Source organism: Arthrobacter sp. NPDC080031 (assembly GCF_040702485.1).
Lineage (GTDB): Bacteria > Actinomycetota > Actinomycetes > Actinomycetales > Micrococcaceae > Arthrobacter.
In genome coordinates, this window is sequence record NZ_JBFBLA010000014.1 from 60,071 (window position 1) to 78,904 (window position 18,834).

General features: G+C 63.4%; 15 protein-coding genes, 2 tRNA genes and 1 pseudogene. 11 read left to right on the forward strand and 7 right to left on the reverse strand.

The features are described from left to right. Positions 1–74 precede the first annotated feature (74 nt). From AB0323_RS13435 to pepN, 4 genes are all read right to left on the reverse strand, one after another. Positions 75–548, reverse strand: coding sequence for a globin (locus AB0323_RS13435; protein WP_366177764.1), 474 nt, complete (start codon positions 546–548; stop codon positions 75–77). Position 549: 1 nt separating this feature from the next. Continuing rightward, positions 550–1,278 carry a mechanosensitive ion channel domain-containing protein gene (locus tag AB0323_RS13440; RefSeq protein WP_366177765.1) on the reverse strand — a complete coding sequence of 243 codons (729 nt, stop codon included), beginning with the start codon at positions 1,276–1,278 and terminating at the stop codon, positions 550–552. Between the two features lie 146 nt (positions 1,279–1,424). Further along, a complete protein-coding gene (locus tag AB0323_RS13445) occupies positions 1,425–1,904 on the reverse strand; it encodes an OsmC family protein (RefSeq protein ID WP_366177766.1) in 480 nt (159 codons plus the stop codon). A 100-nt stretch (positions 1,905–2,004) separates the two neighbouring features. Beyond that, the gene (gene pepN, locus AB0323_RS13450; protein WP_366177805.1) at positions 2,005–4,566 is read right to left on the reverse strand and encodes an aminopeptidase N; all 2,562 of its coding nucleotides are present in this window, start codon (positions 4,564–4,566) and stop codon (positions 2,005–2,007) included. A gap of 136 nt (positions 4,567–4,702) precedes the next feature. Between pepN and AB0323_RS13455 the strand changes: the two genes are divergently transcribed. The 3 genes and pseudogenes from AB0323_RS13455 (at position 4,703) to AB0323_RS13465 (ending at position 7,245) form a co-directional block, all read left to right on the forward strand. Then, the gene (locus AB0323_RS13455) at positions 4,703–5,704 is read left to right on the forward strand and encodes a hypothetical protein (RefSeq protein ID WP_366177767.1); all 1,002 of its coding nucleotides are present in this window, start codon (positions 4,703–4,705) and stop codon (positions 5,702–5,704) included. Positions 5,705–5,830: 126 nt separating this feature from the next. Then, a complete protein-coding gene (locus AB0323_RS13460; RefSeq protein ID WP_364537855.1) occupies positions 5,831–6,313 on the forward strand; it encodes a ribose-5-phosphate isomerase in 483 nt (160 codons plus the stop codon). After that, positions 6,313–7,245 (forward strand): annotated as a pseudogene (locus AB0323_RS13465) (DNA-formamidopyrimidine glycosylase family protein). The gene AB0323_RS13460 and the pseudogene AB0323_RS13465 overlap by 1 nt, the downstream one beginning before the upstream one ends. A gap of 68 nt (positions 7,246–7,313) precedes the next feature. On the opposite strand, the gene AB0323_RS13470 reads toward AB0323_RS13465, so the two are convergent. After that, positions 7,314–7,387 (reverse strand) — tRNA-Gly (locus AB0323_RS13470). Positions 7,388–7,541: 154 nt separating this feature from the next. Here AB0323_RS13470 and AB0323_RS13475 point away from each other — a divergent pair. The 6 genes from AB0323_RS13475 (at position 7,542) to AB0323_RS13500 (ending at position 12,780) form a co-directional block, all read left to right on the forward strand. Further along, positions 7,542–7,616: transfer RNA gene (locus tag AB0323_RS13475), tRNA-Pro, on the forward strand. A gap of 68 nt (positions 7,617–7,684) precedes the next feature. Next, positions 7,685–9,064 (forward strand): trigger factor, encoded by a 1,380-nt coding sequence (gene tig, locus AB0323_RS13480; protein ID WP_366177768.1) that lies wholly within the window; start codon positions 7,685–7,687, stop codon positions 9,062–9,064. Between the two features lie 243 nt (positions 9,065–9,307). Beyond that, positions 9,308–9,919, forward strand: coding sequence for an ATP-dependent Clp protease proteolytic subunit (locus AB0323_RS13485; protein ID WP_284991226.1), 612 nt, complete (start codon positions 9,308–9,310; stop codon positions 9,917–9,919). Between the two features lie 37 nt (positions 9,920–9,956). Beyond that, positions 9,957–10,616: an ATP-dependent Clp protease proteolytic subunit gene (locus AB0323_RS13490; protein WP_234749864.1), complete on the forward strand. Its 660-nt coding sequence runs from the start codon at positions 9,957–9,959 to the stop codon at positions 10,614–10,616. Between the two features lie 183 nt (positions 10,617–10,799). Then, the gene (gene clpX, locus AB0323_RS13495; protein WP_364537847.1) at positions 10,800–12,086 is read left to right on the forward strand and encodes an ATP-dependent Clp protease ATP-binding subunit ClpX; all 1,287 of its coding nucleotides are present in this window, start codon (positions 10,800–10,802) and stop codon (positions 12,084–12,086) included. Positions 12,087–12,210: 124 nt separating this feature from the next. Further along, positions 12,211–12,780, forward strand: a complete 570-nt coding sequence (locus AB0323_RS13500; RefSeq protein WP_366177806.1) for a disulfide bond formation protein DsbA — start codon at positions 12,211–12,213, stop codon at positions 12,778–12,780. A 50-nt stretch (positions 12,781–12,830) separates the two neighbouring features. Here the strand turns inward: AB0323_RS13500 and AB0323_RS13505 are convergent, their stop codons facing one another. Further along, positions 12,831–13,706 (reverse strand): DNA-formamidopyrimidine glycosylase family protein, encoded by an 876-nt coding sequence (locus tag AB0323_RS13505; RefSeq protein WP_366177769.1) that lies wholly within the window; start codon positions 13,704–13,706, stop codon positions 12,831–12,833. A gap of 382 nt (positions 13,707–14,088) precedes the next feature. Next, positions 14,089–16,710: a valine--tRNA ligase gene (gene valS / locus AB0323_RS13510; RefSeq protein WP_366177770.1), complete on the reverse strand. Its 2,622-nt coding sequence runs from the start codon at positions 16,708–16,710 to the stop codon at positions 14,089–14,091. Between the two features lie 223 nt (positions 16,711–16,933). Here valS and AB0323_RS13515 point away from each other — a divergent pair, with 223 nt between their 5' ends. Together AB0323_RS13515 and AB0323_RS13520 are read left to right on the forward strand one after the other, a co-directional pair. Beyond that, a complete protein-coding gene (locus AB0323_RS13515; protein WP_366177771.1) occupies positions 16,934–17,869 on the forward strand; it encodes a type IV toxin-antitoxin system AbiEi family antitoxin domain-containing protein in 936 nt (311 codons plus the stop codon). A gap of 1 nt (position 17,870) precedes the next feature. Further along, positions 17,871–18,638, forward strand: coding sequence for an SDR family oxidoreductase (locus tag AB0323_RS13520; RefSeq protein WP_364537839.1), 768 nt, complete (start codon positions 17,871–17,873; stop codon positions 18,636–18,638). Positions 18,639–18,834 lie beyond the last annotated feature (196 nt).

Below are 18,834 nucleotides of genomic sequence, written 5' to 3' on the forward strand. Positions count from 1 at the left end.
GCCCTTTCGTGTCGCGTTCCGCGCCACGTAGGGACCCTGCTGCCCCACTCTAGAGCCAGGCCGGGGCTACAAGCTCAGGGCTGCTGGACGGACGGGCTGTTGACCATCGTGAGCGCAGCCCGCTCCATGTAGTCCCACAGCGTTCCTTCGTGGAGCGGCGACAAGCCGAGCGAATCCACTGCCGCGCGCATGTGGAAGAGCCAGCGGTCCTTGGCTTCGGGCGTCACCTGGAACGGCATGTGCCGCATCCTCAACCGGGGGTGCCCGCGTTCCTCGCTGTAGGTACCTGGACCGCCCCAATACTGCTCAAGGAACATGAGGAACCGGCGCTTTGCCGGGGCGAGGTCTTGTTCCGGGTACATGGGCCGGAGCAACGGATCTCCTGCGACGCCGTCGTAGAAGACATCGATGAGCTTCACGAAAGTCTCGTGGCCACCGATGGCCTCATAGAAGCTGTCGGTGTAGGCAGGCTGGCTGAACGGATCGTTTTGCATCAACTGCCGCCGTTCGGCCGGCTGCGGTGTTGAGGATACCGGCTGGCCGCCCATGTCACTCACCTGCTTTCTGCTCTTGAATCTTGAGGGATTCCTTTGAAGATTGAGGCGCGCCGGACGCGGCGGTTTCGGCAGGCGCAGTACCCGGGGGCGCAGGCGGAACGTCGTCCGGGGCTGCTGGTTCCGCCGGCACGTAGTCGCCTTGCGAGCGGTTGCCCACCCTCAGGATCTCTCCGTTGCGCAGGTACCAGATGGCACCGTCTTCGGCCCGGAGCCGGGTGATGCGCAGGCCCACGGATTCAACGGTGCCGATCACTTCGGTGGTCACGATCACATCGCCGATCCCGAACTGGTCCTCGATGGTGATGAAAATGCCGGACAGGAAATCGCGGATGAGCTGTTGGGCGCCGAAGCCGATGGCCACACCCAGAATCCCGACGCTGGTGAGCAGCGGTGCAATATCCACATTCAGGTATTTGAGCACGTAGATGATGACGATGACCACCACCACTACGCTCAACACGCTTGTCAGCAGCGAGCCGATCGTGTGGGCGCGTTGGGCGCGCCTTTCATGGTCGAGCGCCCGGAAGGCCGGCTGGACCCACCTGAAATGCGGTTTCTTGAAGAAGCTCGTGCCCTCGGCCACTCGGCGGGTAATACGCAGGATGATGAACCGGGCCACAACCCAGACCACCAACCCAATGCCCAGCGTCACGAAGATTGACGCGTAATCGATTTTGGCTGCATCGGCCACGATGTTGTCGGTCGACGAGGCGACGTTCATGTGCGGGAATGCTCCTCACGGGATCCATTTGTTCGCCGGGCCCTTGTTGCCGGGCGCTGAACACTTTGTCCACGGTCAACCCTATCGCCGTAGCGCGGCCGGATGCGCATCGTGATTCCTGGCGTAACCGCCTTCCCGTCATGTGGCTAGTTGGCGGCCACCGCCGTGCTTGGCTCATGCAGAACGGGAAAATTAACGCTCCTGGCGATAAAGCACACCTGGTTGGCCTCATGGTGCAGTTCGTCAACCAGGGAAACATGCGCAGGGTCGGCAACCGTGACCTGCGGCTTCAAGGTGACGTTCTCGAACTGGCCGCTGCCGTCGCGATTGAGCCTCATCATGCCCTCGGCATGGTCTACATAATCGGTGACGACCACCCCGTGTTTGACCGCGACATGCAGGAAAGACAGCATGTGGCACTGGGAAAGGGCGGTGAGGAGAAGTTGCTCGGGGTTGTACCGGCTACGGTCTCCATGGAAGGTGGGATCCGAGGAGCCTTTCAGGACAGGCAGGCCGGGGATTTCGACGTCGTGGTCCCTCGTGTAGCCCCGGTAGGTGGAAGTCCCGGTGCCCAGGTTTCCGGTCCAGCGCACGGTCAGGGAGTAGCGGTGTTCGTCCAGGCTCATGCGGAAAGTCTAGCGTCGGTGATTTGGCGCGCGGCACACGGGAAAGCCCCGGTCCCAGTGAAGCGGAACCGGGGCCTGACGGTGATTCACCCGACGGTTCCTAGACGTCTGTCGCGCGGGCTTTCAAGGCGCGGGCAACGCCGTCGCGGTTTTCGAGCATCATGCGCCGCAGGGCGCTGCTATCCGCCGGCAGCTCGGCGAGGAACTTGTCCGTGCGGTCAACCGTGGCCTGCGTGGTCAGCTGAGCCGGGTAGAGCCCGACGACGATTTGCTGGGCCAGCGCATGGGTGCGGGTAGCAACAATCTCCGGCACGGCCTCAAAGTACTCTTCGGCGTACGGCTCCAACAGGGAGGTGTCCAGCACCCGGGTGAAGCCCGTGACGGCGGAGCTTTGAATGGCGTTGGAAAGCTCGCCTGTGACCACGATCTTCTTCCACGCGGCGGCCTTGGCCTCGGGGGTGGGAAGGGCTGCCGTCGCCAAAGCGGCCGCGTTCTGGCCATTGGCCGTGTGGTCGCGCTCGAGTTCGGCGTCGATCCGCTCCTGGCCCTGGCGCCCGCCCACCACCAGTGCGGTGAGGAGTTCCCACCGCAAGTCCTGGTCGACGGTCAGGCCATCCAGGACGGTGCTGCCGTCCAGGACCGCCTGGATGGTGTCCAATTGGGAGCTGCTCGCGGCGAGCAGCGCGAAGGACTTCACGAATTGGAGCTGGGCGTCCGATCCGGCAGCCGCGGTGGTCGAGAGGTCCCACAGCGCGTCAGCGGCCGCCACCGTGGCGGCAGCCTTGTGCTCGGCTGCGACGTAGTAGGTCAGGGTGGTGGCCAGCTGCCGGAGCTGGGTCTGGATCACGGAAGAATCGGTCTCGGACGCGATGTTCGCAAGGATCAGCTCGGCGTAGCCACGGGCCGGGGTTTCGCCGTCGCGGGCCGCATCCCAGGCCGAGCCCCACACGAGGGTGCGCGGCAGGCTGTCGGCGAAGTCCTTCAGGTGGGCCTTCGCAGTGGCCAGGGACGGGGGGTCGAGGCGCACCTTGGCGTACGCGAGGTCGTCGTCGTTGAGCAGGACCAGGTCCGGACGTGGCTTTCCGGCAAGGGCGGCGACGTCGGTCCGGGGGCCGTCGACGTCGAGCTCCTCCCGGTGGGTCCTCTCAAGCTTACCTTCGGCTGAGAGGTTGTAGAATCCGACGGCGAGGCGGTGCGGCCGCAGCGTGGGCTGCTCGTCGATAGCCGTCTGCAGGATCGCAAAGGACGTGATGATGCCGTTGGCGTCGACCTCAAGCTCGGGGGAGAGCGTATTGACGCCGGCAGTCTCGAGCCAGAGCTTGCCCCACTGGTCCAAGTCGCGGCCGCTGGCAGCTTCGAGTTCCTTCATGAGGTCCACGAGCTCGGTGTTCCGCCAGGCATGCTTCTGGAAGTATTCGCGGACGCCGGCCATGAACTGTTCCGGTCCCACCCAGGCGACCAACTGGCGCAGCACGGAAGCTCCCTTGGCATACGTGATGCCGTCGAAGTTGACCTCGACGTCCTGGAGATCGTTGATCTCGGCGAAAATCGGGTGTGTCGTGGGCAGTTGGTCCTGCCGGTACGCCCAGGATTTCTCCACCGAGGCAAAAGTGGTCCACGCCCGGTCGAATTCCGTGTTCTCGACCGCCGCCAAGTGGGACATGTACTCGGCGAAGGACTCGTTGAGCCAGAGGTCGTTCCACCATCGCATCGTGACAAGGTCCCCGAACCACATGTGCGCCAGCTCGTGCAGCACGGTAATGGCGCGGCGCTCGATCTGGGCGCCGGTGACCTTGCCCCGGAACACGTAGCCTTCGAGGATGGTCACCGCGCCGGCGTTTTCCATGGCGCCGGCATTGAACTCGGGAACGAACAGTTGGTCGTACTTCTCGAAGGGATACGGGAATCCGAACTGCGCCTCGAAGAACTCAAAACCCTGGCGCGTCAGTTCGAAGATGTTGTCGGCGTCCAGGTATTGCATGAGGGATTTGCGGGCGAACACACCGAGCGGGATGACGCGGCCATCGGAGCTGGTGACCTTGCTTCGGACCGATTGGTACGGTCCCGCGATCAAGGCAGTGACGTAGGAAGAGATGCGGGGAGTGGGGCCGAAATGCCAGATCGAGCGCGCACCGCCGTCGTCCCCGGGAGTGGTTTCCACCGGTACCGGAGTGGGCGAGTTGGAGATGAGGTCCCAGTGCGAGGGCGCAGTGACCGTGAACGTGAATGCGGCCTTCAGGTCCGGCTGCTCGAAGACAGCGAACATGCGGCGGGAATCTGGCACCTCGAACTGGGTGTACAAGTAGACCTCGTTGTCCACCGGGTCCACGAAGCGGTGCAGGCCCTCACCGGTGTTCATGTAGGGGGCATCGGCAACTACCCTGAGTTCGTTCTCGGCGGCGAGTCCGGGCAACTCGATGCGCACGCCGTCGGACACTGCTGCCGGATCGAGTTCGACGCCGTTCAGCGTCACGCTGTGCACCGTCTCCGTGATCGCATCGATGAAGCTCGAGGAGCCCTCGACGGCGGAGAACGTCACCACCGTGGTGGAGCCGAAGACCGTGGCGCCCTTCGTCAAGTCGAGGGTGACGTCGTACGAGGTCACGTTGAGCAATTCCGCGCGCTGTCCGGCTTCGGCGCGCGTCAGGTTCAGGCCTGGCAAGGTTGCCTCCAAGAATGGTGTCGAGAAGCCGGTTGGTTTCAGCCAGCGCCGGCGCTGTGAAGTCATTCTTTCACTTGATCCTGCCTTGGCAAGGCAGCTCGATCACAGTGTCGCCGGCGCGGGGTAGCGTTGGAATATGGGAAAGATGCGCGACTCGTTGGACCTCCGGGCACTCCGCTTTGCGGTGGCATTTCCACTGCTGCTGGCCGGCGCGTTTGCCGTGTGCGCCCTCATGTTGCGCAACAACCTTCCCGATCCTGTCGCGATCGCGTGGAACGCCGACGGCGGAATCAGCTTTGCGCCGTTCCTCGCCTACGTTTTAGGCGGCGGAGGGTTCCTAATCCTCGCGGGCTGGCTGGTGTTCATCCAGGCGGTTCCCCTGGCCCGGCCCGTGATCATGCGCCGGGTCATGATGGGCATGGGCCTCATGGTGACCCTCTTCATCACCGCCGTGCTCGCCGCCGGCCTCGTGGGGCAGACGGGACTGGCCGACGCCCGCAGCTCCCACGTTGATGCCACGGTCCTCGCGCTGGGCGCGGGCGCGGCGCTGCCCCTGGGCGTGGTCATGATGATGGCTTTCAAGCCCGACCCGCACTGGACACTGGAAGACGACGCAGCCCTCGAGGCCGAAAGGATCCGGACGGAAGACCCCGGCCTGGCGGAGGATTCCATGTTGCTGTGGGTCCACGCGCGGAGTTCGGTATTCGTGATGATCTGCGTGGCCACCTTGTTCCCCGCCACGTTGATCGCGATTGCGCTCCCGTGGTTGGGCGCATTGCTCGCAGTGGTCGCCGTCATAGGAGCCTGTTTCCTCTTCGTCCGGGTCAGGGCGGACAGGGGAGGCGTGCAGGTCTTCGTTGCGGGCGTTCTGCGGGTCCTTACGGTGCCTGCCGCGGATATCGCAGGCGCTGCCGCGCAGGAAGTCAGGGCTGCCGACTTCGGCGGCTGGGGACTCCGGCACCACGGAGGAGCCACGGCCATGCTCGTCAGCAGCGGTCCCGCCGTCGTCGTCCGCCAGGTCAGCGGCCGGAGGGTGGCGTTCAGCGCCGGGACCTCGGCCACAGCTGACCGGCTTGCCGGAATCCTGAACCGCGTCGCGGCGCGTGCCCAGCACGGCGAGCAGCCTCCGGTCACCTGAGCCCGTATGGTCTGGCTTCGTCTTAAGAGGTGAGCCGGGGTCCGATCCTAGTAACCTAGGAACCGCATCCCTCACCGCCGCGCCCGGCATTGCCGCGTTCGCAGCGCCAGACTGAATGGACTTCCTGTGACCACACCCCGCGTCCACATCGCCACGGACCACGCCGGCATGGAGCTCAGCGCCCACCTCGTAAGCCATTTGACTGCCAAAGGCTACGACGTCGTTGACCATGGCCCCAAGGTGTACGACGCCCTTGATGACTACCCTTCGTTCTGCATCAACGCGGCCACCGCCGTAGTCGCCGACCAGAAGGCAGGCATTCACGCTTTGGGCATTGTCCTGGGCGGATCCGGCAACGGTGAGCAAATTGCCGCGAACAAGGTCAAGGGCGTCCGGGCCGCACTCGCCTGGAACCTCTCCACCGCGAAACTGGCCCGCGAGCACAACGACGCCAACGTGGTTGCCGTTGGAGGCCGCCAGCACACCGTTGAGGAAGCCACCGAACTGATCGAGGCCTTCCTGGAAGAACCGTTCAGCAACGACGAACGCCACGTGCGCCGCATCGGAAAAATCGCCGTCTATGAGAACACCGGCGAAATCGTTGCGTAGTGCCTGAAGGGCATTCCATCCATCGCCTGGCACGCCAGTTCCAGGATGTTTTTGCCGGGAAGGTGCTCGAGGTCTCCAGCCCCCAAGGCCGGTTCGCAGCAGGCGCGGCGCTTTTGGACCGCCACGAACTGCTCGAAGCGACGGCGCACGGCAAGCAGCTCTTCCTCCGTTTTGACCATGGGGTTCTTCTGCATGTCCATCTGGGCCTCTACGGTGCGTGGAGTTTCGGTGGCGATGAATCTTTCCGCGGGGCCTCGAGCATCGGTGCGCCACGGCGGATCGGAGAACGTGAGACCTTCCCGCAAGACGCAGGGCAGGATCCCGGGCTGGGTGCGGATTCCCGCGCAGGGAGCCCCGGAAGCGGCTACGCGGGTCCGCCCGAGCCCGTGGGTGCCGTGCGCGTGCGCCTCGTTTAGGAGAACGGCTGGGCAGACCTGAGGGGCGCCACCACGTGCGCAGCGATCACCGACGCCGAGGCTGCGGCTGTCCTGGCCCGCTTAGGTCCCGATCCTCTCCACAACCGCCCTGGGGACCGTGCGGAGTTCATCCGCCGCTTGCTGCGCCGCAAGACCGCCGTCGGGCTCCTCCTCATGGACCAGTCTGTCGTCGCCGGGATCGGCAACATTTATCGCGCGGAAGTGCTGTTCCGCCAGCGCGTTGATCCGTGGACTCCGGGCAGCTCCCTCGACGCCGAAACCGCCGGACGACTCTGGGATGACACCGTGTCGGCAATGTCCGACGGCGTCCGTGACGGCCGGATTGTTACGACCCCGCCGGCTTTGTGGAGCGGCGGGAACTCCGGAGCGTTCGACGGCGAGGCTCACTTTGTCTACAAGCGGCAGGGACGCCCGTGCCGCCGATGCGGCGAAGCCGTGGGGATGGCCGAGATCGGTGCCCGCAAACTCTATTGGTGCCCCGGCTGCCAGAACTGAAGTCCGCCCTTGGCGGTTGCAAACCTGGGGAAACGCGAAGGGCCCCTCGATGAGGGGCCCTTCGTTCTTGGAGGGGACGACGGGAATCGAACCCGCGTAATCAGTTTGGAAGACTGAGGCTTTACCATTAAGCTACGTCCCCGGGCAAGACTGCACGGATTTCTATCAAACTGACAGAGTGTTCCGCACATCTTTCCGGCGGCTGTTGAAGCCGGATATAACTAAACCTAATTCAGGGGCCAAGTGTCAAATGTGCATTCTCCGCCGAGATGGCCGTAGACTGTCCTGTGCATTCACGGGGTGTAGCTCAGCTTGGCTAGAGCGCCTGCTTTGGGAGCAGGAAGTCGCAGGTTCAAATCCTGTCACCCCGACTCTGTGTGCCTGTCCCGATCCGGGACGCGGCAGAACCCCATCCCACAAAACCAGGAGTACTTAGACTGTGAAGAGCGCTGTCGAGAACCTCACCGCCACGCGGGTCAAGCTCAACGTTGAGGTTCCCTTTGAGGAACTGAAGCCGAGCATCGATGCCGCTTACAAGACCGTTGCTTCGCAGATCCAGGTTCCCGGGTTCCGCAAGGGCAAGGTTCCCTCCAAGCTGGTTGACCAGCGCGTTGGCCGCGGATACGTCCTGGAGACCGCCATCAACGACGGCCTCAACGGCTGGTACCAGGCTGCCGTCCAGGAAGCCGGCCTCCGTCCGCTGAGCCGCCCCGAGGTTGAGATCACCGAGGTTCCGGACCCGTCCTCGACCGACGGTGAGCTGAAGTTCCAGGTCGAGATCGACGTCCGTCCCGAGGTTGAACTGCCCGACTACGCCGGAATCAAGGTCGAGGTTGCTGCAGCCGAATCCTCCGACGCCGACGTTGACAAGGCCCTCGACGAGCTCCGCGGCCGCTTCGGCGCGCTGAAGTCCGTTGACCGCCCGGCCGCCGATGGCGACTTCCTGACCATCGACATCACCGCCACGATCGACGGCGCCGAGATTGACTCCGCCACCGGCCTGTCCTACCAGGTCGGCGCAGGCACCATGCTTGAGGGCCTCGACGAGGCTGTCACCGGCCTTTCTGCCGAAGAAGAAGCAATTTTCGACACCACGCTGGTTGGCGGCGAGCACGCCGGCGAGGCAGCCCAGGTGAAGGTTGTTGTCAAGACCGTCAAGGAGCGCGAGCTTCCCGAGGCCAACGACGACTTTGCCCAGTTGGCATCCGAGTTCGACACCCTTGCCGAACTGCGTGAAGACCTTGCCAAGCAGGCCGCTGAGTCCAAGGTCGTCGGCCAGGGCGTCGAAGCCCGCGACAAGGTCCTGGACAAGCTCGTCGAGCTCATCGAGGTTCCGGTTCCGGATTCCGTGGTCGAAGAGCAGCTCGAAGCGCACTTCAACGCGGAGAACGCCCACGGTGAAGGCGAGCACGACACCGAGGAACACCGCGCCGAGGTCAAGGCCAACACTGCGCGCGCCTTCCAGAACGAGATCATCCTTGACGCCATTGCCGACAAGGAAGAAGTGAGCGTCAGCCAGAACGAGCTGATCGACTACATCGTCAGCACCGCAAGCCAGTACGGCATGGACCCTAACCAGTTCGCCCAGATCATCGATCAGAGCGGCCAGGTTCCCATGATGGTTTCCGAGGTACGCCGCCGTAAGGCTCTCGCGGTCGTCCTCGGCCAGGCCGAGGTTGTCGATTCCGAAGGCAACAAGGTCGACCTCAGCGACTTCGTGCGCCCCGCCGGCGAAGAACTCCCGGCAACGGAAGAAGCAGCTGAAGCCGAAGAAGCGGCTGTTGTTCCGAGCGATGACCCTGCTGCAGTGAAGTTCTAGTTTCAACTCAAGCCGCCCCCGGATCCGTGATCCGGGGGCGGCTTGGTTTAAGCCCGGCCAGCGCCAAAAGCGGCACCCTTCCGCAATCGTGCGCCGTCAGCGAACAGCGCGATTTGAGAGAACAAATCGCCGTGGAAAACGGTTAGTGTCCAAGTAGTGAAGATCAGGGATGGCAAGTTCAGCAATGGCCCTGTCACCAGCGAGAGGTAAGTACTTATGTCACAGCACGCAGAGGCCCCCAGGATGGCAACCGTCGATCCAGCGGCCCAGGACAACTACATCTACAACCGCCTGCTGAAAGAGCGCATCATCTGGCTCGGATCCGAAGTCCGTGACGAGAACGCCAACGCGATCTGCTCCCAGCTCCTCCTCCTCTCCGCTGAAGACCCGGAGAAGGACATCTACTTGTACATCAACTCTCCCGGCGGCTCCGTGACCGCCGGCATGGCCATCTACGACACGATGCAGTTCATCCCGAACGACGTCGTGACGGTTGCCACCGGGCTCGCGGCCTCCATGGGCCAGTTCCTCCTTTCCTCGGGCACCAAGGGCAAGCGCTACGCCACGCCCAACGCCCGTATCCTGATGCACCAGCCTTCCGGCGGCATCGGCGGCACGGCGTCGGATATCAAGATCCAGGCGGAGCTGATCCTTCACATGAAGAAGGTCATGGCCGAGCTGACGGCCGAGCAGACCGGACAGACCGTGGAGACCATCCTCAAGGACAACGATCGCGACAAGTGGTTCACGGCTACCGAAGCGCTCGAGTACGGCTTCTTCGACAAGATCTCCGCCCACGCAGGCTCTGTGGCCGGCGGTGGCGGAACAGCCAACTCGTCGAATTCCGAGAAGTAACCGGCAGCAAGAAACATTCAGATCAGGAGCAATAAAAATGAACTACAACTTTGGATGGTCTGCCGGTAATCTCCCGTCCAGCCGCTATGTCCTCCCGCAATTCGAGGAGCGCACGCCCTACGGCTTCAAGCGCCAGGACCCGTACACGAAGCTCTTCGAGGACCGCATCATCTTCCTCGGCGTGCAGGTTGATGACGCTTCCGCCGACGACATCATGGCCCAGCTGCTGGTGCTCGAGTCCACGGACCCGGACCGCGACATCACGTTGTACATCAACTCCCCGGGCGGCTCGTTCACGGCCATGACGGCGATCTATGACACGATGACGTACATTCGTCCGGAGATCCAGACCGTTTGCCTGGGCCAGGCGGCCAGCGCCGCGGCCGTGCTGCTCGCGGCAGGTACGGCGGGCAAGCGCCTCGCCCTGCCAAACGCCCGGGTCCTGATCCACCAGCCGTCGCTGTCCGGCGGCCAAGGAGGCCAGGCCTCGGACCTCGAGATCCAGGCCGCAGAAGTCATGCGCATGCGCTCATGGCTTGAGGACACGCTGGCCAAGCACTCCGGGCGGACGCCGGAACAGGTCAACAACGATATCGAGCGCGACAAGATTCTCACCGCTGCCGAGGCAATGAACTACGGATTGATCGACCAGGTGCTCGATTCCCGTAAGATCAAGCCCCAGGCGATCGCCAGGTAACTGGCCAAAACTCGACGCCGGTGCGGTTCAGGAAATATGGACCGCATCGGCGTTCTGTTTCAACCCAAGCAGCCCATTGTGTCCTACAGTGGAAGTTGTCATGGTGGCGCCCCCGCTGCGATCTAGCGAAATTGCGGATAGGTACGGGGCTGCACCACCCGCATGAAACGAAGGGATTCCCACATGGCTCGGATTGGCGAGAGCACGGATCTGCTGAAGTGTTCTTTCTGCGGAAAGAGCCAAAAGCAGGTGCGGAAGCTGATTGCCGGGCCCGGCGTGTACATCTGCGACGAGTGCATCGAACTCTGCAACGAGATCATCGAAGAGGAACTCGCCGAAGTATCGGATCTTGGTAGCTTCGAGTTGCCCAAGCCGCGGGAGATCTTCGACTTCCTCCAGGAATACGTCATTGGCCAGGAGCCTGCGAAACGCTCCCTCGCCGTCGCGGTCTACAACCACTACAAGCGCATCCAGGCGGGCCACGCACCGAAGACGGGCCTCGGCGAAGGCGGACACCACGAAGACGTGGAGATCGCCAAGTCCAACATCCTGCTGATCGGCCCCACCGGCTGTGGCAAGACTTACCTGGCGCAAACCCTGGCCCGCCGTCTGAACGTACCCTTCGCCGTCGCCGACGCCACGGCCCTGACTGAGGCCGGATACGTCGGCGAAGACGTCGAAAACATCCTGCTGAAGCTCATCCAGGCCGCCGACTATGACGTCAAGAAGGCCGAACAAGGCATCATCTACATCGACGAGATCGATAAGATTTCGCGCAAGAGCGAGAACCCGTCCATCACGCGCGATGTGTCCGGCGAAGGCGTGCAGCAGGCCCTCCTGAAGATCCTCGAAGGCACTGTGGCCTCGGTTCCGCCGCAGGGCGGACGTAAGCACCCGCACCAGGAATTCATCCAGATCGACACCACCAACGTGCTGTTCATCGTGGCCGGTGCGTTCGCCGGGCTCGAGGACATCATCGGATCGCGGTCCGGACGCAAAGGCATTGGTTTCGGGGCCCCGCTCAACGAGGTCAAGGACAACGCAGACAGCTACGGCGAGGTAATGCCGGAGGATCTGCTCAAATTCGGGCTTATTCCTGAATTCATCGGGCGCCTGCCGGTGATCACCACCGTGTCCAACCTTGACCGTTCCGCGCTCATCCAGATTCTCTCCAAGCCCAAGAACGCCCTGATCAAGCAGTACCAGAAGATGTTCCAGCTGGACGGCGTCGAGCTTTTGTTCGACGACGACGCCCTTGACTCGATTGCGGACCAAGCCCTTGAACGCGGCACCGGAGCCCGCGGCCTGCGGGCCATCATGGAGGAAGTGCTGCTGCCGGTCATGTTCGACCTGCCGAGCAGGGAAGACATCGCGAGCGTCGTCATCACTGCCGACGCCGTGAACAAGAAGGGCCAGCCCACCATGATCGCGCACGAGGTCATTGCGAAGCGTCGGAATAAGTCCGCGTAGCCTGAGGTTGGCATGATTGGTGCCGGACACCGTTTCGTCCGGCCAACGCGCCCCCTTACGCCTATCGAAGGAGTTCCCTGTGCCCGAGCAGACCGCCAACAAGGTCGATTTCTGGTTCGATCCCATGTGCCCTTTTGCCTGGGTGACATCCCGCTGGATCGGTGAAGTGGAAGACGTTCGCGGCATCGAGACCAACTGGAACGTCATGAGTCTCTCCGTCCTCAACGAAGGCCGCGAGCTGCCTGCCGAATACACCGAGAAGATGAAGCTGGGCTGGGGACCTGTCCGTGTCATCATTGCCGCCCGCGAGCTGCACGGAAACGAGTACGTCAAACCGCTGTACGACTCGATGGGTTCCCTCATCCACCACGAAGGCATCAAGGATTTCTCCGAGGTCATCTCCAAGGCGCTGGCAGAAACCGGCCTCCCCGCCGAGTTGGCCCAATACGCCGATTCCGAGGAATACGACGTCCAGTTGCGTGCGAGCCACGAATCGGGGATCTCCCTGGTGGGCCAGGACGTCGGCACCCCGGTGGTCGCCGTCAACGGCACAGCCTTCTTCGGCCCTGTCCTCACCCGTATTCCCCGTGGCGAGGAAGCCGGCCGGATCTGGGACGCCACCGTCACGTTGGCCGGCTACCCGCACTTCTTCGAGCTCAAGCGCAGCCGCACGGAAAGCCCGGAATTCAACTAGCCTGAATCCACTAGCCTGAGCGGTGGCGGTTCTCTGGACCGCAGGCACGGCTATTTCAGGAATCGCGACGTTCTACGGTCCGCAAGGATCTTTCCGTTTGTCTGGCAGCCGGGGCAATACTGCAACGAAGTGTCGGCAAAGGACACCTCGCGGATGGTGGTCCCGCACACCGGGCAAGGCTGGCCCGCCCTGCCGTGGACCCGCATGGTGTTCCGCTTCGTGTCCTTGAGTTCGCTTGAGGCTTTGCCGACGGCGGCAGCGACGGCCGCTCCCAGGACACTTTCGATGGACTCGTAGAGGACACGGGTGGTGTCTTCGTCGAGCGATTTGGCGATCGCGAACGGTGAAATCCTGGCGGCGTGAAGGATCTCGTCACTGTAGGCGTTGCCGATGCCCGCGATGACACTTTGGCTCCGAAGGAGTCCCTTGACCTGGTGCGCGCTCGTGGAAAGGATTCCGGCGAGGGTTTCCACCGTGAATTCAGGGCTCAGCGGGTCCGGGCCGAGTGTTGCGATCCCGGGAACATCCAAGGGATTGTGCACCACGTATACGGCCAGGCTCTTCTTAGTCCCGGCCTCCGTCAGGTCCACTCCGACGTGGGTTGAGCCGTCGCTCTTGGTGAAGCCGAGCCTCGCGGCAATATTGCTGCCGCCCATGCGCAGCTGGGTGTGGGACGGCTGCTCCGTGTAGCGGAGCCACCCGGCCTTGGCGAGGTGGAAGATGAAATGGATGCCCTCGGCGTCGAGACTGACGAACTTTCCGAAGCGTTCAACGCCGACGATTTTGCGACCCTCTAGGCTTGAGTAAGGCGGATCGGCTGTCTTCAGTACGGCAAAAGAAGTGATCTGGATCTTCGTCAGTTCGGCACCGAGAAGATTCCTGCCCAGGAAGGCAGTCAGCCCGGCCACTTCGGGAAGTTCTGGCATAGCAACACTGTGCCACAAAGCGCCCACCCCCAGAACCCCGGGCGCCTCCCACGAGGCCCCTGAATTACATTTGAGTAGTTCCTCTAGAGGGCTTGTGCTGGCCGGGGAGCGGGTCAAGAATAGAACTTACCCACTTCGAAAGAAGAGGGACACGGAAACCAGAGATTCAGTGATATGCAGCTGACGCAGCCTTCGGCAAAGTTGGATGCAAGCTACCAGTGACGAGGTAGGAAGACCTGAAAGTCCGAGGATTCCGCCAGACTGCCAAGACGTCACCAGGCAGCCGAAGAGTCGAAGCCCCACCAACGGCTAAACGCTGATGGGGCTTCCCCTTTGCCCGGAAACTCCCGGCGTACGCCGGAAACTCCGGGGCTCGTCCAAACTACGCCTGGGCGGGCTCCTCGGCAGGTGCCAGGACAACGTCGCTCACCGTGAGTTCGCCGTCGCCTGCTACTAGTGAGATCTCCTGTGCGTTGGCTGCGGCCTTGAGGTCTCCCAGTCCGGCTTCCAGCTGAGCAACGAACGACTCGGTAGCGGTGATGGTGGCGGAGAGGACCTCGGTGCGCTGCTTGACCTTCGCCTCGGACTTGGCCTTGCGGATGCCGCTCAGCGCGATGCCGACGGTGCCCAGCATGGTGGTGTCGCCGTCGACGATTTCCACCGCTGCCGGCCACGCAGCGCGGTGAACCGAACCCGCGCGCCACCAGCTCCAGACCTCTTCGGTGGCGAAGGGCAGGAACGGCGCGAACAGCCGCAACAGCGAGTCCAGCGTGGTGGCGAGGGCTGCAAGCACGGAGGCCTGTTCGGTCTCGCCGGCCGCACCGTAGGCGCGGTCCTTGATGAGTTCCACGTAGTCGTCCGTGAACTGCCAGAAGAACGATTCCGTGATCTGCAGCGCGCGGGCGTAGTCGTAGTTGTCGAATGCCTTGGTGGACTGCGCGACGACGTCGGCGAGCTGGGCCAACAACGCGCGGTCCAAGGGGTTGGTCAGGACGGACAGGTCGGCGCCGACAACCGAGTTCTCCGTAGCGCCCAGGTTCAACACGAACTTGGAGGCGTTGAGAAGCTTGATGGCCAGGCGGCGGCCGATCTTCATCTGGGCGATCTCGTAGGCGGTGTCCGCGCCGAGCTTGGCCGACGCGGCCCAGTAACGGACGGCGTCGGAGCCGAACTCGTTCAGGACGTCGGTGGGAACAACCACGTTGCCCTTGGACTTGGACATCTTCTTGCGGTCCGGGTCCAGGATCCAGCCCGAGATGGCGGCGTGCTTCCATGGCGCGCTGTACTGCAGGGCATCCGCCCGGACAGCCGAGGAGAAGAGCCAGGTGCGGATGATGTCATGTCCCTGCGGGCGGAGGTCGAAGGGGTAGACCTTGCCGAACAGTTCCTCGTCACGGCTCCAGCCACCCACGATCTGCGGAGTCAGCGACGACGTGGCCCAAGTGTCCAGGACGTCGGCGTCTCCGATGAAGCCGTTGGGCTGCTCGCGCTGGGACTCGTCGAAGCCGGGGGCCGCGTCTGCCGCAGGGTCCACGGGAAGGGACTCGTCGGACGGCAGGATCGGGTTTGCGTAGTCCGGGTTGCCCTGGGCATCCAGCGGGTACCAGACGGGGATCGGCACGCCGAAGAAGCGCTGGCGCGAAACGAGCCAGTCACCGTTCAGCCCGGAGATCCAGTTCTCGTAGCGCGAGCGCATGAAGGACGGGTGGAACTCGATCTCGTGTCCACGCGCGATCAACCGTTCGCGGCGGTCCTCGTCCCGCCCACCATTGCGGATGTACCACTGGCGCGACGTGACAACTTCAAGGGGCTTGTCGCCCTTCTCGAAGAAGTTCACGGGGTGCGTGATCTTCTTGGGCTCGCCATCGAGCAGATCGGCGGCAAGGAGAAGCTCAACCACTGCCTCCTTGGCAGAGAACGCCGTCTTGCCGGCGATTGCCGCGTAGGCTTCCTTGCCGGCGTCGGTGGTGATCCACTCAGGAGTCTCGGCGATGATGCGGCCGTCGCGCCCCATGATGGCCCGTGTGGGCAACTGCAGCTCGCGCCACCAGGTGACGTCGGTCAGGTCGCCGAAGGTACAGACCATGGCAATGCCCGAGCCCTTGTCCGCCTTGGCGAGCGGGTGGGCTTTGACCTCGAGCTCAACGTCGAACAGGGGAGAGGTGACGGTCTTGCCGAACAGCGGCTGGTAGCGCTCGTCGTCGGGGTTTGCCACCAACGCAGCGCACGCGGCGAGCAGTTCCGGACGCGTGGTCTCGATGTAGATCTTCTCGCCGTCAGCGGTGAAGAAGGGGTAGCGGTAGTACGCACCGGCAACCTCGCGGTCCTCCAGCTCGGCTTGCGCGACCGCGGTTCGGAACGTCACGTCCCACAGGGTGGGGGCCTCGGCCATGTAGGCGTCCCCGGCGTTCAGGTTCTCGAGGAAGGCACGCTGGGACACTGCCCGGGACGTGTCGTCGATGGTGCGGTACGTCAGGTCCCAGTCAACGGACAGGCCGAGGGTCTGGAACAGGTTCTCGAAGACCTTCTCGTCCTCGACGGCGAGTTCCTCGCAGAGTTCGATGAAGTTCTGGCGCGAGACGACGTCGAAGTCGCGCTGGTTCTTCGCAGGCTGTGCCGGCGGGCGGTAGTCGGCGTTGTAGGGAATGGCGGGATCGCAGCGGACGCCGTAATAGTTCTGCACGCGGCGCTCGGTGGGAAGCCCGTTGTCGTCCCAGCCCATCGGGTAGAAGACGTTCTTGCCGGTCATGCGCATGTAGCGGGCCTGGACATCCGTCTGCGTGAACGAGAACATGTGGCCCACGTGGAGCGAACCGGATGCGGTAGGCGGGGGAGTGTCGATCGAGTAGACCTGCTCCCGGGTGGTGTCCGGGTTGAACTTGTAGGTTCCTTCGTCCAGCCAGCGCTGCGTCAGGGCAGCCTCAAGGCCTTCAAGGGCCGGCTTGTCGGGAACGTTGATGGGGGCGGTGGCGGGCGTGTCTGTACCCTGCGTTGATTCAGCCATGCGCCAATTGTTTCATGGTCTTGCACCGCCCCGCCCCGCCGCCCCTCTCTGTTCCCAGTTGTCCCACTCCCTGCGTCCCAGGCGGCGTATGAAGTACATGGTGTTGACAGGGCCCACACGCGTCACAGGCGATGGGACAGCTGGGGACAAGGTAGCCCGGGGGATGTCCACATACGGCAGTTGAAGCTGGAATTGCTTGGTCTGCGTGAAGCACGGTTGAGCCATGGACGAGATTCAGCGCATGATGCAGCGCAATTGGGGGGTATGCCGCTTCAGCCATTTACGGCGGCTGGGCCTTGACCGGTTCCAGATCCGGGACCTCGTCGACCACGGGCTCCTGCTGAAGACTGCGCGGGGTACCTATGCCCTTCCGTCGGCCAGGCCCGACATTGTCAAAGCAGCCGGGCAAAACGTGTCCTTGGCATGCGTGTCTGCAGCCTCGGCACGGGGCTTATGGGTCTGGAAGTCGCCCGCAAAGCCTCACGTAGTCAAAGACAGCGCCAAGGAGGTTCCCGGCTGCGTGGTCCATCGGGGCAAACGTTCAGCCAGGCAGCTTGTGGTCTCAGATTTCGACGCCGTGTGCCAGGCCTTCAGGTGCGTCCCGGGGTGGCAGGCCCTTGTGGTGGCGGAAGGGGCCGTTGCAGGCGGACGAGTCATGCTGCGGGACCTCTTGTCGCACTTCGCCGGGTCCCACGACTGGCGGATCCGCCTTCTGATCGGCAGGATCCGCACCGATTCACAGTCCATGCCGGAGACGTTGGCGCGACTGGCCCTGGAAGACGCAGGATTCCATGTGGACACGCAGGTACAGATTGCCGGAGTGGGAAGAGTCGATGGCGTCGTCAATGGTGGCCTCGTGTACGAAATTGATGGTCGGAAGTTCCATTCGGGGCCAAAGGAATTCGAGAACGACCGCAGCCGTTGGAATTCCCTGGTCATGCAGGGCATCCCGGTGGTGCGTATTCCGGCGCGTTGGGTTCTCCGAGATCCGAATTCTGTGCTTCCCATTGTGTCCGGGGCGCTCTCGGCGATGAAGTCCGCGTCATCCGTCCCAGTCTTGGTGAGGAAAGGGATAGCTGGTGCCGGACGGGTTGACATCCAGCACAGGGGAAACAGCGAATGGGACAACTGGGAGGGGGACGCGGCGATAGGCTGGTGACATGAGTGCTCCTGAAACTTCGGTGTCCCAACGTTCCGCAGTAGTGACCGGCGCCAGCACGGGAATCGGCGAAGCCACCGTGCGCGCCCTCGCCGCCGATGGATGGAAGGTATTCGCCGTCGCCCGCCGTGCGGAACGGCTCGAGGCACTCGGTGCCGAGAGCGGCGCAGTGCCTTTCGCCGCGGATATCACCAACGACGACGACGTGGCGGCCTTGCTCTCCGCCGTCACCGAGGCAGGGGGAGCGGACACGCTCATCAACATTGCCGGCGGCGCACGGGGCGCGGACACCTTGGCAAATGCGCAGACCGAAGACTGGGACTGGATGTACCAGGTCAACGTGCTTGGCACCCTGAAGCTGACCCGGGCCTTCCTCCCGATGCTGCGGGCCAACGGCGAGGGCACCGTGCTGAACCTGACATCGACCGCGGGGCTCACGGCCTACGAGGGCGGCGGCGGGTACAACGCGGCCAAGTTCGCCCAGCACGCCATGACCGGTGCCCTCCGGCTGGAGGAAGCCGAGAACAACATCCGTGTCATCGAGGTGGCGCCAGGCCTGGTCCGCACGGAGGAATTCGCGCTCAACCGCCTCGGCGATGCCACTGCTGCAGCCAAAGTGTATGCCGGGGTCGAGAAGCCGCTGACGCCGGAGGACGTCGCCGACGTTGTCAAGTACGCGGTTTCAGTTCCGCACCACATCAACCTCGACGAGATCATCGTCCGTCCTGTGGCACAGGCAGCCACCCACAAGTTGATCCGCAAGGGCTAAGGTCGCGGTGTCGCGCGCCCCATGCCCTCAAGTGGAGCTCGCGGCGCCGCTGCCGCTAGACTTGTGGCACAAGCTTTGACCCGGACATCACCGGTGAGCTTCCGGAAGAACGCCCGCGCCACCATGGGGGTCAGTAGAACCGGACGGGTAAGCCCGTCACAGCAGCAATGAGCGGCCGACGCCGGAGCAGTTCCTC

Bases quoted from the DNA above. Each gene is read 5' to 3' on its own strand.
- AB0323_RS13490 (WP_234749864.1), top strand. From the start codon at position 9,957: ATGAACTACAACTTTGGATGGTCTGCCGGTAATCTCCCGTCCAGCCGC.
- AB0323_RS13485 (WP_284991226.1), top strand. From the start codon at position 9,308: ATGGCAACCGTCGATCCAGCGGCCCAGGACAACTACATCTACAACCGC.
- valS (WP_366177770.1), bottom strand. From the start codon at position 16,710: ATGGCTGAATCAACGCAGGGTACAGACACGCCCGCCACCGCCCCCATC.
- AB0323_RS13435 (WP_366177764.1), bottom strand. From the start codon at position 548: ATGGGCGGCCAGCCGGTATCCTCAACACCGCAGCCGGCCGAACGGCGG.
- AB0323_RS13505 (WP_366177769.1), bottom strand. From the start codon at position 13,706: ATGCCAGAACTTCCCGAAGTGGCCGGGCTGACTGCCTTCCTGGGCAGG.
- AB0323_RS13445 (WP_366177766.1), bottom strand. From the start codon at position 1,904: ATGAGCCTGGACGAACACCGCTACTCCCTGACCGTGCGCTGGACCGGA.
- AB0323_RS13455 (WP_366177767.1), top strand. From the start codon at position 4,703: ATGGGAAAGATGCGCGACTCGTTGGACCTCCGGGCACTCCGCTTTGCG.
- clpX (WP_364537847.1), top strand. From the start codon at position 10,800: ATGGCTCGGATTGGCGAGAGCACGGATCTGCTGAAGTGTTCTTTCTGC.
- AB0323_RS13500 (WP_366177806.1), top strand. From the start codon at position 12,211: ATGTGCCCTTTTGCCTGGGTGACATCCCGCTGGATCGGTGAAGTGGAA.
- AB0323_RS13440 (WP_366177765.1), bottom strand. From the start codon at position 1,278: ATGAACGTCGCCTCGTCGACCGACAACATCGTGGCCGATGCAGCCAAA.
- AB0323_RS13520 (WP_364537839.1), top strand. From the start codon at position 17,871: ATGAGTGCTCCTGAAACTTCGGTGTCCCAACGTTCCGCAGTAGTGACC.
- AB0323_RS13515 (WP_366177771.1), top strand. From the start codon at position 16,934: ATGGACGAGATTCAGCGCATGATGCAGCGCAATTGGGGGGTATGCCGC.